Below are 16,321 nucleotides of genomic sequence, written 5' to 3'. Positions count from 1 at the left end.
TATGAGGTGATGATATCACCTCTAACTAAGTGACCAAATTCAGCGTACCACTACAATAGACTCCATCAACCAACAAAATGAGATCGAAGTTTTATCCAAAAATGCCAGTAGTCCCAACAACCGGGTGACTCCACAGGTCTATCCATCCCATCACCAATTTTTTAGGTGACTTTAAAGATGCCCCTACACTAGTCTGATAGCTAAAGTTAGAATAGACCCGTTAAGTATCATCGATTTACAAAACAGAGCCAAAATATCTAAATAAAAACAGTGAGAAGCGATACAATAATCAAGTTGCAAAATTGCAGCGTGGGACACCTGCCCACTGACAGCCCATTCACAGAGAACCATAAAGTAGCCTCACATGTCTAAAGAACCCGGTTTCACTACAGAATACAAACTCGACAAGACGTTTTTCGCGGAGTGTTATGATCAAACTAGCCTTCCGACTCAATTTCCAAAAGCCTACTTAAAAGGAATACTGTTTCTTATTTTTGGTGTGGTTTTGCTGGAGTTTGAACTATTACCTAACGGCTATGTTGGCTGGTTCTTTATTGTTTTGAGTGTGATTGAAGCATTCAGTGTGTACTGCAAAAGAACCTGGTGGTTATGGCGACAAAAAATCAGCTCAGGCGCAGGCAGCAAAATTGTCTTTCAAGGTGACGCTAACGGAGTAAGTTACAAAAACCACAAAGCGACCAACACCATCGCGTGGAGTGACATCGACCAACTTGAGCAGACCGATCTTGGTTTTATCCTGCATATCGGTAAACAGCGCCAATATGTGAGTAAATCTTGTTTAAACGATGAAGCTATTGCCTTCATGATTGAACACCACGCCGCATCAAAAGCGAAATAACACCAATAAATGCCTGCTGATTTAGCAGGCATTTTTCTATCACTTTTAATTCTACGTATCGAATTACCGGGCAATAACAATGAATACCGTGTACCAAATCAGTGATTGCCACCTTTCCGATGAATCCAGCTATGAGAACCTGCGCAGAGCACTGGAATACGTCAACAAAAACACGGCATGCAAGACCATCTTTCTGACTGGTGATATTTGTTGTAACCCAAAGTCTGGCGACTACGTTCGATTAGAGGCATTCATTAGGCAACACATTAGCGACCAATCCATTTACGTGATTGCGGGTAATCATGATGACTCTCGCTTAATGCGCACAGAGCTAAAAGGCTCGACGATTTATGTCACCGACAAAGCCACCATCGGTGAACGAGAGTTTGTGTTCCTAGACTCAAGCTTCAAGCCGCTAGACAGCCGCCACCCACTTGGTTCAGGGCGTATTGATAACCGCGGCATGGCTCAGCTAAAACAACAATTGAGAAAGGCCAATGATCCTATCGTGGTTGTTCACCACCCTGTCATTCCAGTCGGTGCAGATTGGATGAAAGCGATCCGCCTAGAGAACGATACTGATGTGATGAAAGTGCTTCGAAAATATCGCGTTCGTGACGTGTTCTGCGGTCATGGCCATGATGAAATAACAGCGACACAGCAAGGCATAACTCAATATATGGCCCCGTCGACAGCCTATGGCTTTGACCACTCGATCAATGAATACAATCGCAGCGAGAAGATAGGATTAAGTCGAATCTCGTTCTGTACTGATTCCATCAACTACCAAGCTGTCTATTTTTGAACCCTATCTTACTGTCTTAAACCTCATAGATTAGCTTTCAAATAAACCAAACTATATAGAGCTATGCCAATAGAAGAGGCTTGCGGCGATTCAATTTATCTTATTTGAACGTGAACAAGCGGTAGGATTATTTGACTCCATCATTACTCAATGTGACCTATCTGGATTCTCTCCAAATATAAAAAAACAACCCAACAACATGCAAACCGTGTTAACCCAAGTCTCTTCTGGCTTAGGTGTATCTATCGCACCGCATGCAATTCGTGATTTACGCAGTGAGGGATGTGTATTTGTTAATCTTGAATCTGTGGACGTACAAATGCCATTAGTGATGACACACCATTCGCATACTCTATCCCCTACAGCCAGTGTCTTTGTTGCTGTCGTACAGAGTGAAATTGAGGCGATTCAACAAAACATGGCTTAGAAAGTTATCTATACCATATTCGTATAGAATTTAAATCAAATGGTTATTTTTGTTATTCAATCGCTAACCTTAGACTTAGCTCATCGAAATCATTCATTAAAACGATGAACCAAAGTTAAGGTGTCACCATGTCAAAATTGACTACAGAAGTGTTGAGCACAGGACGTTTATTACTGATGTCGAGCGCAGTCTCGGCAACTGCTGCAAACCTTTATTATAACCAACCCATCTTACCTAAGATCGGCGCAGAGCTAGGGTTAACAAGCGAACAGCTAGGCGCAGTGCCAGCTGCCGGTCAGATTGGTTATGCCGTGGCATTGCTATTCTTATCGCCCTTAGGAGACACGTTACCCCGCAGACGCCTAATAGCGATCTTGTCTGTCATGTTGGTGTTGTCATCTTTTGTCGCGTTTACTGCATCTAGCTTAGTGGCTCTGGTTGTTGCGTGTTTTGCGATTGGTTTGAGTGCCAACATCACTCAGCAGCTGATTCCATTTGCAGCGTCACTAAGTACTCCAGAAACGAAAGGAAAAGTCATTGGCACATTAATGACAGGCCTAACTGTGGGCATCTTGCTTTCGCGTACACTCAGTGGGTTCATCGGTGAGCAGTTTGGGTGGCGCGCGGTATTTATGATGTCAGCAATTATTGCGATGGTCTTTGGTGTGTTGCTGTATGCCTTTTTACCGACGAACACGCCGACAACGAAAATACCTTACCTTAAACTGGTTGCGAGCATGGCCACGTTAATCAAGCAGCATGCGACACTGCGTACTTCCGCTTTAACTGGCGCGCTTTGGTTTGCTTCGTTCAATGCGCTGTGGGCGACGTTAGCTCTGCATGTCAGTGAATCTCCGTTTAACTACAATGCACAACAGGCAGGAATGTTTGGTGTTATTGCTCTTGCTGGAGTCATTGGAGCAAAAGTTTCAGGGTCACTGGTGAGCAAGTTTGACTCTCGAAACATGATCAGTATGGCGTTAGTTATTATTACTGCTGGTTTTATTATATCGGGGCTTTTCGCTGACACATTGGCTGGATTGATCGTCGGTATCATTCTCATCGACCTTGGGGTATTTAGCGCTCAAGTATCGAACCAAGTACGCGTATTCTCAATTGACCCACAAGCTCAAAGTCGTATCAACGGAATCTATATGCTTGGCTACTATCTCGGTGGTGCGTTTGGTTCATTTGTGGGAATTCAGGTATTTGAACGTGCGGGTTGGATTGGTGTTGTGGGCTTTAGTATTGCAGTCGTGATATTGAGTTTTATCGTTAACCGTTCAAATAAGCAATAAGTCACCTCGTCTTAATTCTTGAACTTACCAATATGCACAACGGATATTCACTCTGTAATTGATAGCAAATTACCACCCAGTGATTTGCTATCGTTCTAGATCTAATAAGGCAGTAGTAACTCTACTCTCTCAAGTTTTGAATATCATGATTCTCAAACAAGCTTTCCCGCCTAGAGCGCTGTTATGCCTTTGCGAGATGATCTTGGTCTATTCTTATCATTTAGACGACTGAGTTCCGAGGCTTTGAGTATGAATAAACTGTTTTTAATCTTATTGGTTTTTCTTTTGTCCGGATGCGGAACAAGTGATAGTGCTTTGATTGAGAGTGGTCACAACACCTCTTAGATACAAGGTTTTCATGACGGTAGGCATAGCGGCATGCAAGAAAGCGGCAATAGCTTCGAAAACTACATAAAAGATGGAAAGCGTTTTGAATCAGACAGTGACTACAAACAAGGCTGGATCGCGGGTGAATCTGAGGGGAAAAAACTACAAGCAGAAGCAACAGCGATCGGTAAAGGTGCCGCTGCTGGTTATCCTCAAAAATCTACAACGACGGATTTAGGTGAAGTAGCAAAAGACACCTTAAAAGGCGTCGATACATCAGGCTTAGAGAATTTAAAATAAAGGTATAACAAAGCCAAAGTTGGGGTCTGGAATAACTCGTACCTTGCCGACACTTACAAACACACCTGAGCATAAATTGATCTGCATCAGCATATGGTTTAATAATGATTAACTACTAAACATTCATAATACAAATTGCGCAATACTGAATTGAGGAGTTCATTTTTTACGTTGTTGGTGATTTCATGGATGTTCACACCTTAGCTATATATACCTCTTTGTTAGCAGCCACGGTTGCGAGCGCTATGTTGTTAACGCATAAATATATACTCGCAGGCACCACGTTAGGGGTGAATTATATTGCTTATGCTGCTTTGCTGTTAGGAGACAGTGTTACCCCACTTTCGTTCGGCGTTACTCAATCTTCAGGGTGCATACGCAACGGCTTTTGGTTTACTACTCGTCGGCATAACCGTGTTACGAGGAGCAAGTCGATCTTTTCTCGTAATATCAATCATCATTAGCTCCCTTGGCATTAGTTTCTTCCTTTATAGCGCCATAATTGCGCCTTCTGTTACTTCTAGGATCGAGGCTCGAAGTATTCTCGTTGTGACAATCTGTATCTTAGCCCTCTGTGCAAACAATTCAGGGGAAAAGCACGATAACAGAGAAGCAAAGTGCCTGTTGAACCTGACCCTGTTCATCAACATTCTCTATATGGCAATTCGGGGCGTACTTGCTCATACCAAAGGAACGAACTCGAACTATTACCTGATATCAGATATTCATAAATTGTCTTTCGTTATCATGACAATCACAATTGTTAGCCTCGCATTTTCAGTGTTTTGGATCTTAACTGATCGTTTGTTGAAGCAGACCTATCGTTCATCGATCACTGATGAACAAACCGGCCTTTATAACCGTAGAGGCCTAGCAGAACTGATACCCAAGCTTGTTCAACCAGGCCGAGAGAGTGACATTTCTGTACTGATTGCCGACCTAGATCACTTCAAAAAAATTAATGATACCTATGGTCATGACAAGGGAGATGATGTGATTAAGCACTTTGGTCAAATTCTTGAAGATACATGCCGCACAAGCGATTTCTGTTTTCGCTATGGTGGAGAAGAGTTTGTTGTCATGTTACCTAGAGCGAATAAAGTTCAAGCAATGCAGATAGCAGAAAGAATAAGAAACCACGCAAAACACAACTCCAATCAAGAGCTCTCTTCTGGCACGTATACTGTCAGCATTGGAGTGACTCAAGCCCTCATAAACGATGACTGGAATTCATTAATTAAAAGAGCGGATAACGCCCTATACGACGCAAAATCTCAAGGGCGCGATTGCATTGTGGAGCGTTAAGCCGAGTTGTAAAACAGTGTAAATATTCTTCCATCACAAAACATGTTGGCTAAGATTCAAGAGGTTAAACACACACAACCAGTAAGGTTAGCAAGGATGCGCTTTTTCGGTTTGTTTTAGCGATAGCATTATTGGCGTAACTCCCTTAAAGCGACTCTAGAACTTCCCGCCATTTACCCATTCTGCTTTTGGTGGCACGGGCTCTTGGTTTACCCATATCTCTTTAATTTGACCTCCCTCAACTCGGAATAGATCAAAACGCGCAACCTCGAGACCATTATCAATAACTCGGCTGTAAGCTGCTACGAAGTTACCTTGACCGACAATCTTGAACACTTGGTCATAGCCACCAATATAGCTATCTAAAGGGCTCACATCTGAGGCTTGATAAACGGCTAGCTCTTCGTGCTGGAGATACTTTGATAGCTTGTCTTTCTGCCCTAGTACCATGACATCACATAAAAAATCACGGATAAGGTTCTTATTCTCCTCTGTTTTATCTAAGTCAGTATGATTGATTGGCCCTTGCAGTCGACCTTCCCCTTCCGTCGGTTGAGCTTCGAAGGCAGAAATCACATCCCAATGTTCAATAATTTTATCGTCATTATCGGTATCGAATAGATCCGTAGTCACCCACTTATATTCGCCATTATTAATATCTTGGAATGCTTGAACAAACACGAATTGGCCATCGACGATTGAACGTATGATCTTTATGTCTCTAACAGGGCAGCGTTTTAAGAACGGTTCGAAGAACTCAACAAAACCATCAATACCGTTGCGAACCCCAGTGCTATGTTGAGTATAACGTTGACCGGTGTACTTCGTTACCGCCTCTAATGCATGACCATCTCGGATACCTTCCATATACAGATTAGTCGCATTCGCTAGCTTATTGCTCATAGATAGTTTCTCCAAACTTAATAGTGCCAAAGTACGTTATTTGGCTCGTACACTGAAACTCAGAACTAGATTGTCTCAGGTGTCCTTTTAACTGTCGGATTGTTGAATAGGCTCTTCGCGTCGCTATTCAAAACCAAGTTAAGCTCGATATACGTCTACAGCATATCGAGCCTTTACAACCTAATTGGTCACTGTGGTTACTGTTTGGCGTGATAAGCTTTAGATACTGCGTAGCTATCCTCAAACCAGTTCCAACTCTTCACTTTGCCATCTTCAACCTGAACTCGAACCGCCCAGCTGAATTTACCCGTGTCTACACCAGATTCATTCGCAATGGCACTCATGCTGCCCATGAATACTGCTTGGTCGCCGTTTACAAAACTATAGTCTGTTGACCAGCTTGTGACTTTCAAACCTACGCCAAATAGAGGAAAGAAAGTGTTGAGCACTTTTTCTTTTGACTCCCAGTTACCGATCCAAGGGATGTCGGCGTCACCTTCGTTGTGCCAGACAAAATCATCGGCCATTAATGACTCGAGTTTTGCCATATCACCTGAGCCTGCCGCCCATAAGAATGCTTGAGCCGTTTCTAGTGTCTTTGCTGAATCGACTGCTTTTGTTTCATCTGCAAGGGCTGGAGTGAATTGAAAGAAAGCCAGAAGACTCGCTAGACCGATAAGTAGATTTTTCTTTAACATTTTCTTTCTCCTGATTGTCAATTTTGAAGCTCAATGCGTGGGAGATTAAAAGTGCCATCAGTGCATGCTTTGAACTTCAGTTCTGTTTGTTGCCTTGTTGAGATAACTATAGCTGTGCTAAATTTTTGGTAAACTCACTAATTGAACACGTTGGATATGCGCAAATGCACAACATAAGATGGGATGACCTGCAATATGTTCTAACAGTGGCGAATGAAGGATCCCTGTCGGCCGCGGCAAGAGCACTTGGTGTAAACCACAGCACCGTTTTACGTCGTATTGACACCTTTGAGTATCGTCACAAATTACGAATTTTCCATAAACTTCCTACCGGATACAAACTAACGGTTGAAGGGCAAAAGCTTCTGGAGTCAGCTCTCGCTATCGAATCCACAGTAAGAGAATTGGAGCACAAGGTTTTTGGACAGGAATTGAAGCTAGAAGGTACGCTAAGAATAACGACGACCGATGCGTTATCTCGCCTCATTCTGGGTACTCATTTGGCTGCTTTTCATCGGCTTTATCCAAAAATTCAGTTAGAACTCAGCCTCACATCTCGTCAATTGGATATTTCACACCTAGATGCAGATATCGCGATTCGCCCGGCAAATGAGTTGCCAGCCCATTTAGTTGGGACCAAGTTAAGTAAAATTGCCTTTGGTGTTTACGGATCGCCAGAATATATAAATGGCCTTAAGAGTAAGCACCCCTTAAAGTCTGCATCTTGGTTAATGATGCATAGAGGCAGTGCTTCGCTACAGGTTTCTGAACTGATTTCGGAAGACAAAATTGTCATGAAAGCCGACTCTTTTGAGCCCCTGATCATCGCGGCTGAAAATCAGATGGGGTTAGCCTACTTACCCTGCTTTTTAGGTAACAGTAAGGGAACTCTGCAAAGAGTAGATATGGAAGTGATGCACCAAAATACAGACCTATGGATGATGACTCATAAAGATTTAGAAGATTCAGCCAAAGTAAAAGCATTTTTTAATTTTATGAAAGGCGCAATCAAATCAGACCATAATCGGTTGGCCGGATTTGATTATTAGCGAACGAGTGCCGGCTCTTCACCATTAGGCTTACGAACAAAATGACACAAAGCCCACAGCACAAACAAAGTCACAGTCAGCTCCCAAGCGCGTAGGAAGGTACTTTCCAACCCCAAATTACTACTGGTCATGTACAACTGAATCGGCAGCATAGTCGCCAATAACGCATCGGCATGAACGTCTCTGGCTGAACCTTTCGCTTTGGCCATTGATGCGGTGATCATAAAGGCAAATAAACCCAACACTATGGTGTAGTAACCGAATGTAGACTGATGCCCTGCCATCAACAAGGTGAACACCGCGGCTACTGCACAGCCGCCTACTTGAGTTTGAAAACGGCGGTCAACCACGTCGATAAAGCTTTTGTGTGTGGTTTGGGTTGCAGCAGCAATCACTGGCACCATGCAGAACGTTGCAGAGATGATGTCGACAATCATCAAGAATGCCAAACCAAGACCAATCAACGCGAGTGAAATTGCTCTGTTCTCAAATGTGACAGGCTGTTCTTTAAATACAGGAGGCTTGCTTCCTTGCTCAACAGGGAACAGAGCCACCATGGTTTTTGCTACTACCATGGTAATCAACATGGATAACAAAATTTCATGAATACGCATCGGCATATCCATGGTGGTGTGCTGAGCAAACACGACAATCAAAATCCAGTTGAAAGTTGGCATCAACATTTGACCTTTCTTTGCCGGTGTAGTAGCTCGACGACGCATAAAATCGAAGAAGAACAGGCTAATGGTCCACACCACAAACGGATGCTGTAAAAATACCTCAGTCACCACCAGCGCTGTACTTGCTGCCATTTTGCTGAATCAGAGTCACGCGCTTGATGCAGTTCGGCTTGCGCTTGTGCCACTTTCAATTGGTAGCTACTGGCATCGATAGCAAATAATGGCTGACCTTTTTCAACCAACTCGCCATTACTAACCATGACATCGGTAATCACACCGGACACTTCTGGCGCAATGGTCGCCACGTTACGATACAAAGTCGCTTGAGTGGTGAAAGGGGAAACATTATCTGAGGTGACTAAAAAAGCGGAGAACAATGCTGCCGCTGAAAAAACAGTGTAAATCGCGTATCTATAAAAATTTTCGTTCATGCTTGTGCCTAGTTTTCATTCGTTATAAAGCGCCGCGCTCACGGCTTATTCGATTCTCTTTTCTACGAAAACTAGGTTATAACCATTCACAATTGGAAAATATAGCCAATAAAAGAAGTATGGATTCCACATTTGGAAAGGTTGATGATTTGTACCGATTTCGCTCAGTGGTTGAGCGAAAAGGTCAGATAAGGGTGTATTGAAACGTTAGAATTCCGTTCATCCCCTTTCCTTCCCTACGCTCAATAAAAGATTGAAGAAGTAAGCCGTACCCAGTTACATTCCATTAGATTACTGAATTTGAACTAGCTTCTTATGGTTAAAATGCCTATTGTACAAACCATAAAATTATAAAGACTCGCGGCCTTTGCCACAGAGACTCTCCATTTAAAGCGAAAAGACTTACTATGAATTTTGATATCAATGCACTGAAACACCACCAACTGGTCGAAGATGGTCAATTAGAAGGGTATTACATTCATCAGCCTGTGCAAGGCAGTCAACCAGATGACAAAGCCGTTTTAGAAGAGCGCCAAGCGCTGGAAAGCCAAGGATATAAGGTGGTTCAGGTTAAAGCGAAAGGCGGAACAACTACGTTTGCCGAGGCTATGCAAGAACTTGCGAAGAAGACAGGCCACCAGCCTAAATAGTAAGTGACTTGGTAAACCAATATGATCATCGAGAAAGCACCCTACCGACTATTGAGTCAGCTGGGTGCTTTTTTATTGACGGCCTTTAACTGACTAATCTTGTTAACTGACCTAAGTTACTGACTCAGCTGACTGAACTTCGGCAAGCTTTTCACAAACTTCTGGTGTACATCCATATAAGTTTGCATATAGATTTCATCGATATTGTCACCACTCGGGAAGCTGGATGAGAAATCTACGTGGTTGCGGTCAATCGAAAATTTAGCCGCCTCGACAATATGAGCAATGAACATTCGAGGATCTTCCAAGCCGATAGAGATACGCATTGTCGTCGGTTTGATACCGGCTTCATTGAGCGCTTCATCACTGAGTTCTGAGTGCGTAGTCAGTGCTGGACACAGCGCCACTGTATTGGTTTGCCCTAAACTTACTTGCATGCCGATAGCGGGCTCAAGCATGTCGAAGAACTGTTTGAAGCCATCTCGATTGATTGGCGCACGGTCGCCATTGCCTTCCATATCGATAGTGAAAAGCGCCGCTGGTAGCCCCAAGTACATGTTGTTCTGGCAGTGTTCATAGTTATCACTATCTGGCAAAGCAGGACACGACACATTGATGTCTGGGTGAGCATCAAAGATCTTCGCGAGAGTCAGTGTATTAATCGTTTTTTGCACCACTCGCATCTCATACGTTTTCATACCATTGAGCACTTCAAACGCTTTGTCTGCGTCTAGGAATGCGCCCTTAATGTAGTACACATTCCAAAACAGCGTTTCGTCCCATGGAATGGTGACCTCATCGCCGTTGGACTTGGTGAAAGTGACCTCCTCTCCTTTTGGAATAAACATGGTCTCGTTGCGGCCAATCACAACTCCAGCGGTTGTGGTGCCAGAACCCGCCAGTTCTTTGGTGTAGGAGTGAATCACATAATCTGGTCTTTCCATCACATCGTCACGTTTTAGTACTGGGTGCAACAATGGTGTACCCACTGTTGAGTCAACAATCACATCCCAACCACGAGAGTGACCAGCTTTACTGATGCTAGCAACATCCAACACGTATCCATGCGGGTTACACGGTGACTCTAGGTAAACGTAGATTTTCTTACCTGCAGCGATGCGATCTGCGTATTTATCAGCAACCTCATCAAGGCGCGTCGCAAACTCATCACCGGAGTAACCATCCACCCACTCTACCGCGACATTTAGGTTAGACGGTTTCCCAAACCAATCTTCCAACAACTGGTAAGAACCGCCATAGATATTACGTGAAGCCAAGACTATGTCTTCATGTCCAAGTAAATGGCTCAACAATCCATCAATGGCCGCCATACCCGAATTAAAGTTCCATGCGAGGTATTCGTTGGCTCTAGAGCCTGCCTCGATATCAACCATATGGTTAGCCAGTGAAATCGATGTAGGGTTAAGCAGTCGAGAATATATATCGTGCAACGGCTCTTTACCGTTAAACGCATCTTCAATCCATTCTGTACACGCAAACAAATAGGTCGCGGTACGTGTAATCACAGGGCTTGCAGAAAATATAGCAGCGACATTATCGAAAATTGGATACGCACCTTTAGACGCAAAATTACCATTATTGGTGGCAATAGACTGGTAAGTGGCGCGCATTGGGTTTTGCAGATTATCGAGGATCTTAGCGATCTGGAATGACAAAAAACGTTTGGCGTTAAACCAAGCGATTCGGTCACTTTTATCGAGCTCTGAAAGTCCATCAACCGTCAATGCCCAAAGATCGTGTGTCTTGGTATTGGCTTGGTACAGTGTCGTCGCCAGTTCAATCAGCGTGATGCCGTAATCGCTATTTGGGTCGATACCAAAATGCTTTGCTTGCTCAACGGCAAGAGCTTCTGCTTGTTCGTGTTTGGTGGTTTTACGCAGCGGGCTAAGTTGAGTTGAAGTATTCATAATTCCTAAGTCATTCCATGCTTGTTGTTCCTTCTTTAATTTTAGTTTTGGGCAGATGTTAAAAATTGCTATTTGCGAAGTAAGACATACACTTTGAGCAATAATATTGCCAAACTAAATTCAATATTGATGGATTATGCCAATGGACGAGATCGACAAGAAAATACTGGCTGAACTGCAAAACAACGCTCGGCTGTCTAATCAAGAGTTGGCCGATCGAGTAGCACTGTCGCCCTCTCCTTGCTTACGCCGAGTTCGAGCATTAGAGAAACAAGGGATAATTCGTGGTTACCACGCCAGTGTCGACCAAGAAGCGTGTGGCCTGCCAGTCAATGTGTTTGTGTTGGTGAAACTTGAAAAGCCGACAGAAGAGAACATGCGAGACTTTGAGCAGCACATTGAAGTGATTGACGAGGTGTTAGAGTGTTTTCTGATGACGGGCAATCACGACTACCTATTGCATGTAGTCAGTGAATCGCTAAAAAGCTACGAGCAGTTCATCCGTAAACAACTAACTCGCCTGCCTAATATTGCTTCTATTGAATCCAGCTTCGCCTTCGGTCAGGTAAAAACTAAGACCAAGTTGCCAGTGAGGTAATTAGAAACGACTTAATTTGTCTGTGCTGAAGGCATTGGATAATCATCTCCAATCATACAGATAAGAGCGCCACCAAAAGCTTTTTCGTAACGTATTTTTCCTGTCGCATCTGAGCTTTCTATACTCGAACTGCCGTCCACAATCTTATTAATTTCTTGTGCGACTTTTGTTGGTACCAACCAGATACAAGCTGCAACAGAGCAAGTGGATGATGACGATTCGCAACCTGTCTCGGAGCTTCCTCTTATCCAAAGACTATCCTTTTCCTTAAGCAGTAATTGCGTTGCTATGTAATCTGGGTGGTCGATGTACTGATCGCCACCTATCCATGTATCTTCATAAGGTAGGTACGGCCCTTTCCATGTGGATAAGCCCGGATTTACAATTAAGTGATTGATGTTTAAGTAGCCGAAGTTCGTATCGGTATCGGAAGCAATAGGAGGCAGAGAGCCATTATCACGAGAATATTGCTCAGCGGCATCCAAAACAGTATTCAGTTGGCCGATTAGAAATTTTGCCTCGTCGACACGGGACATACGGTTCCCGAACTGGTTGTAGATAAAAAAACGTTACAAGTTTCCATTTTTTTATCTGACGCAGAAGTTTCAACATCTATTTTATCTCTCATCAAGAAGGTTCTGATAACGCTAAGGTCGTCCCTATGAGAAAGATTATACCAGAGTAAAATCAAGCGTTTTGCATTGAAACTTACTTGTCCATGTCTGCGGAAAATAAGCCTAGCTCTAATGTGCCCAACTTCGATTTAGAGCCTCCCTAAAAACAAACAATCATCACACCCGACTTCACTGACGTAACCCTCAAATCAACCTTGTATTGAATTGCTCCGTAAAACAAACCAAAGCGATGGAAATCGATTCGAAGTGATCGTTTTATCGGACTGTCATCTAATTTTTGTACTTTGATATAACAAATAGCTCAAAAATTATTGAGCGATCGTTCAATTATATCAAATTTTCCACTATAGTTGATTGGTCAAACAACTCACAACAAGGAAAAGTTATGAATCCAAATACCGAATCTCAATCAACGCCGACTCGATCTATCCCTCAAGAAGCATTTGATTGGTACGACGAATATGCACACGGCCTGATTGATCGCAGAGAGTTTATGGCTCGTCTATCTGGGCTAGCTGTACTTGGCTTAACCATGACGACGCTAACTTCTGCACTGATTCCTAATTATGCGCAGGCAGAGCAAGTCTCTTTCAATGACCCTTCCATCAAAGCAACCTACGAGAAGTTTCCTTCACCTAAAGGACACGGCGAAGGCTATGGTTACTTGGTTGTACCCAAAGAGTTAGAGGGCAATGCGCCTGTTGTATTGGTCATTCATGAAAATAGAGGCCTCAATCCATACATAAAGGATGTGGCAAGACGACTCGCAGCGGCGGGGTTTATTGCGTTTGCACCTGATGCACTCTATTCGCTTGGCGGGTATCCAGGTAATGATGATGAAGGTCGAACGATGCAGAAGTCGCTATCAAAAGAGAAAATCGAAGAAGACTTTATCGCAGCGGCAAACTTCTTGAAGTCCCATGAAAAAAGTAACGGTAAGCTAGGCGCAGTCGGTTTCTGCTTCGGTGGCTATATCGTGAATATGTTGGCCGCTGTCATGCCAGAGCAACTCGATGCAGGCGTTCCATTTTATGGTACTCCTGCCGCACCAGATTTAAGAAAAAATGTAAAAGGCCCCTTGCTCATCCAATTTGCGGGAATCGATAAACGCGTGAATGCGACTTGGCCAGATTATGAAGCCGAACTCAAAGAGAACGAAGCAGACTACACAGCTTACATCTATGACGGCGTGAACCATGGCTTCCATAACGATTCAACTGGCCGCTATGCTGAAGAAGAAGCAGAGTTAGCTTGGAAACGTACACTTGAGTTCTTTAACCAAAAGCTTTCTTAATAGTTAGCTTTACTGAACCCGTTTTCTTTAGATTCCGAGTGACTGCCCTATTCCCTACAAAACCCAAAAGGCCTCGCACTCGCGAGGCCTTTGTTGGTCGGTAATCAGTTCCTCCCTTTTCCCATTACCAACAATAGGTTTGAGATGTAAACCAAGGGGGTTAGAAGGGGATTGTCGGTCGAGTCTCACGTACAGAAGCCTCGTTGATTCACTGACTTAACCGCTCATCAATGTAACTTCGCTTCAAACAAACCTATTGACCCGATCGCGCAAATAGATAATATAGATAGCTAGACGTCTACATGTCTTTTATTTATTAAATGGAGTTATCATGAACAGCTACAAAAAAATCACAGCATCCCTGTTGGCATTAGCTTTCGTATTCGGTGTAACAGGATGTGGAAAAAAAGACGAGGCTGTCATCAAGATTGGGGCGACAGTTGGCCCACATGCACAAGTTGTACAGGCAGTCGCCAAAGAAGCAGCAAAGCAAGGGATTAACATTGAGCTAGTTGAATTCTCAGACTACATCACCCCTAACGCAGCATTAGATGATGGAAGTATCCAACTCAATAGCTACCAACATCAGCCATTTCTCGACAACTTTAACGACAATCACGATAGCAAGTTAGTTTCTATCGGACGTTCAATTTTGATGCGTATGGGCGTTTACTCTAACAAGTACACTTCGCTTGACTCTATCCCTGATAACGCACGAATCGCGATTCCAAACGACCCAACGAATGGCGGGCGTGGACTATTACTGCTTGAAGATGCCGGGCTGATTTCATTAAAAGACAACGCTGGTTTCAACGCATCTTTAAACGATATTGTTAGCAACCCGAAGAACATTCGATTTGTTGAAGTGGATGCCGCGCAGTTACCCCGCTCTCTTGACGATGTAGATGCTGCTGCAATCACCATGAACTATGTAATGTCGGCTGGACTCGATCCTAAGAAACAAGGCATTTACTTAGAGAAAAAAGACGCACCTTTAGCAGTGATGGTTGTTGCGGCGCGAGAAGAAGACAAAAATAATGAAACGTATAAAAAGATTATCTCAATTTACCACTCACAAGAGATCAATGACTTTTTAGACAGCACTTTCAAAGGCACCATCGAAGCCGCAAATTAAGCTAAATCGTTTCAGATTTGGCGTTGCATGATACTCATAAAGCAACGCCAGATTTGAGTTGGCGGGTTGTCGTTGACGCATTCCAGCTTCTTTTCAAATTAGAGAGCAAAGCTTTAGTTACTTGAATGGAGGTTGAAAACCATATCGTCAGAGCAGATTATGTAAGCATAAAATTCAATTAAATCTGGGGGCTTTGCATGAAAAAAGAAGTGATACTTTTTGATATAAACGAAACGGTTTTAAATTTGGAGTCATTACAGCCTAAATTTAAAGCGGTGTTTGGAAAGGAGGATGCATTATCACTTTGGTTTTCAAAGCTTTTACACTCTTCAACGGTTTGCATCGCAACAAACGTAAAATCTACTTTTTCTGAATTAGCGAATGCAGCGCTCAACGCTATTGCACAACGGTACAAGTGTGATTTAACGGCGGAAAGCAAAGGAGCCTTGTTAACTTCTTTTGCCAATCTACCACCGCACACAGATATCAAAGCGTCTTTGCTCAAATTGCGCGAGAACGGGTTTAAAACCGTCGCTTTTTCCAACTCATCCCTCGATCTCATCACTTCTCAAATCAAGAACTCAGGCTTAGAAGATTATTTCGACACCGTCATTTCCGTTGAAGAAACAGGCAGTTTCAAACCCAATTCAGATGTGTATAACTTTGCAGCCGAAACTTTAAAAGAGCCTGTCGAAAACCTTCGTCTTGTCGCTACTCATGATTGGGACACTCATGGTGCGCTATCCGCTGGCTTACAAGCAGCCTATATAGACCGAACAGGAGTTGAGTATCATTCCTTGTATTTGAAACCGGAGATTAGCTCAAGGACGATGAATGGTGTGGTGGAACAAATAATTAAGCACAATTTAGACAAGTAAAATCTCAAGAGACTTTTCTACTCCTGATTCGATACAACCACCCTGTAGTGGTCAACAAATTCCGGACACTGACTTAACCGCTTTGATCAACCTTGTGTTGAACTGCTCTGGTTATAGAGAC

Annotated in this window: 14 protein-coding genes and 4 pseudogenes; 12 read left to right on the top strand and 6 right to left on the bottom strand. The window is 43.3% G+C overall.

Annotated elements, in window-relative coordinates:
• The first annotated feature begins 364 nt into the window (after window positions 1-364).
• The 6 genes and pseudogenes from AB6E30_RS17500 to AB6E30_RS17475 all read left to right on the top strand — a co-directional run bounded on the left by AB6E30_RS17500 (window position 365) and on the right by AB6E30_RS17475 (window position 5,321).
• Window positions 365-859 carry a YcxB family protein gene (locus AB6E30_RS17500; protein ID WP_017059097.1) on the top strand — a complete coding sequence of 165 codons (495 nt, stop codon included), beginning with the start codon at window positions 365-367 and terminating at the stop codon, window positions 857-859.
• 79 nt (window positions 860-938) lie between these two features.
• Window positions 939-1,664 carry a metallophosphoesterase gene (locus AB6E30_RS17495; protein ID WP_372104631.1) on the top strand — a complete coding sequence of 242 codons (726 nt, stop codon included), beginning with the start codon at window positions 939-941 and terminating at the stop codon, window positions 1,662-1,664.
• A gap of 88 nt (window positions 1,665-1,752) precedes the next feature.
• A pseudogene (locus AB6E30_RS17490) lies at window positions 1,753-2,091 on the top strand (LysR substrate-binding domain-containing protein); the annotation flags it as partial.
• Window positions 2,092-2,219: 128 nt separating this feature from the next.
• Window positions 2,220-3,389, top strand: coding sequence for an MFS transporter (locus AB6E30_RS17485; RefSeq protein ID WP_372104628.1), 1,170 nt, complete (start codon window positions 2,220-2,222; stop codon window positions 3,387-3,389).
• Between the two features lie 378 nt (window positions 3,390-3,767).
• Window positions 3,768-4,016, top strand: coding sequence for a hypothetical protein (locus tag AB6E30_RS17480; protein ID WP_372104626.1), 249 nt, complete (start codon window positions 3,768-3,770; stop codon window positions 4,014-4,016).
• 330 nt (window positions 4,017-4,346) lie between these two features.
• Window positions 4,347-5,321 (top strand): GGDEF domain-containing protein, encoded by a 975-nt coding sequence (locus tag AB6E30_RS17475; protein ID WP_136982574.1) that lies wholly within the window; start codon window positions 4,347-4,349, stop codon window positions 5,319-5,321.
• A 156-nt stretch (window positions 5,322-5,477) separates the two neighbouring features.
• Here AB6E30_RS17475 and AB6E30_RS17470 read toward each other — a convergent pair whose 3' ends face one another.
• Entirely contained in the window at window positions 5,478-6,224 is a 747-nt protein-coding gene (locus AB6E30_RS17470; protein ID WP_017059089.1) for a nuclear transport factor 2 family protein, read from the bottom strand.
• A 197-nt stretch (window positions 6,225-6,421) separates the two neighbouring features.
• Window positions 6,422-6,922: a nuclear transport factor 2 family protein gene (locus AB6E30_RS17465; protein ID WP_372104623.1), complete on the bottom strand. Its 501-nt coding sequence runs from the start codon at window positions 6,920-6,922 to the stop codon at window positions 6,422-6,424.
• Window positions 6,923-7,086: 164 nt separating this feature from the next.
• Here AB6E30_RS17465 and AB6E30_RS17460 point away from each other — a divergent pair, with 164 nt between their 5' ends.
• On the top strand, window positions 7,087-7,971 hold the full coding sequence (locus tag AB6E30_RS17460) for a LysR family transcriptional regulator (RefSeq protein WP_017059087.1): 885 nt from the start codon (window positions 7,087-7,089) through the stop codon (window positions 7,969-7,971).
• On the opposite strand, the pseudogene AB6E30_RS17455 reads toward AB6E30_RS17460, so the two are convergent.
• Together AB6E30_RS17455 and AB6E30_RS17450 are read right to left on the bottom strand one after the other, a co-directional pair.
• Window positions 7,968-8,783: pseudogene (locus AB6E30_RS17455) on the bottom strand (DUF2955 domain-containing protein); the annotation flags it as partial. The gene AB6E30_RS17460 and the pseudogene AB6E30_RS17455 sit on opposite strands and share 4 nt — an antisense overlap.
• Window positions 8,771-9,082: pseudogene (locus AB6E30_RS17450) on the bottom strand (biotin/lipoyl-binding protein); the annotation flags it as partial. The pseudogenes AB6E30_RS17455 and AB6E30_RS17450, both read right to left, overlap by 13 nt.
• A gap of 407 nt (window positions 9,083-9,489) precedes the next feature.
• Between AB6E30_RS17450 and AB6E30_RS17445 the strand changes: the two are divergent.
• The gene (locus AB6E30_RS17445) at window positions 9,490-9,732 is read left to right on the top strand and encodes a hypothetical protein (protein ID WP_017059085.1); all 243 of its coding nucleotides are present in this window, start codon (window positions 9,490-9,492) and stop codon (window positions 9,730-9,732) included.
• A 116-nt stretch (window positions 9,733-9,848) separates the two neighbouring features.
• Here the strand turns inward: AB6E30_RS17445 and AB6E30_RS17440 are convergent, their stop codons facing one another.
• Window positions 9,849-11,660 (bottom strand): PLP-dependent transferase, encoded by a 1,812-nt coding sequence (locus AB6E30_RS17440; RefSeq protein WP_372104621.1) that lies wholly within the window; start codon window positions 11,658-11,660, stop codon window positions 9,849-9,851.
• Window positions 11,661-11,802: 142 nt separating this feature from the next.
• Between AB6E30_RS17440 and AB6E30_RS17435 the strand changes: the two genes are divergently transcribed.
• Window positions 11,803-12,258 (top strand): Lrp/AsnC family transcriptional regulator, encoded by a 456-nt coding sequence (locus AB6E30_RS17435; protein ID WP_017059083.1) that lies wholly within the window; start codon window positions 11,803-11,805, stop codon window positions 12,256-12,258.
• An 11-nt stretch (window positions 12,259-12,269) separates the two neighbouring features.
• On the opposite strand, the pseudogene AB6E30_RS17430 reads toward AB6E30_RS17435, so the two are convergent.
• Window positions 12,270-12,870 (bottom strand): annotated as a pseudogene (locus AB6E30_RS17430) (type II secretion system protein).
• 408 nt (window positions 12,871-13,278) lie between these two features.
• Between AB6E30_RS17430 and AB6E30_RS17425 the strand changes: the two are divergent.
• The 3 genes from AB6E30_RS17425 to AB6E30_RS17415 all read left to right on the top strand — a co-directional run bounded on the left by AB6E30_RS17425 (window position 13,279) and on the right by AB6E30_RS17415 (window position 16,200).
• The gene (locus tag AB6E30_RS17425) at window positions 13,279-14,187 is read left to right on the top strand and encodes a dienelactone hydrolase family protein (RefSeq protein WP_017059076.1); all 909 of its coding nucleotides are present in this window, start codon (window positions 13,279-13,281) and stop codon (window positions 14,185-14,187) included.
• Between the two features lie 331 nt (window positions 14,188-14,518).
• The gene (locus tag AB6E30_RS17420; RefSeq protein ID WP_076646636.1) at window positions 14,519-15,322 is read left to right on the top strand and encodes a MetQ/NlpA family ABC transporter substrate-binding protein; all 804 of its coding nucleotides are present in this window, start codon (window positions 14,519-14,521) and stop codon (window positions 15,320-15,322) included.
• A gap of 197 nt (window positions 15,323-15,519) precedes the next feature.
• The gene (locus AB6E30_RS17415; RefSeq protein ID WP_017065459.1) at window positions 15,520-16,200 is read left to right on the top strand and encodes a haloacid dehalogenase type II; all 681 of its coding nucleotides are present in this window, start codon (window positions 15,520-15,522) and stop codon (window positions 16,198-16,200) included.
• Window positions 16,201-16,321: the final 121 nt, after the last annotated feature.

The sequence above is a fragment of the Vibrio sp. 10N.247.311.12 genome, assembly GCF_041467515.1.
GTDB lineage: Bacteria > Pseudomonadota > Gammaproteobacteria > Enterobacterales > Vibrionaceae > Vibrio > Vibrio crassostreae_C.
The sequence above is the reverse complement of the archived record's forward strand: the minus strand, read 5'-3'. Positions and strand labels throughout refer to the sequence as shown.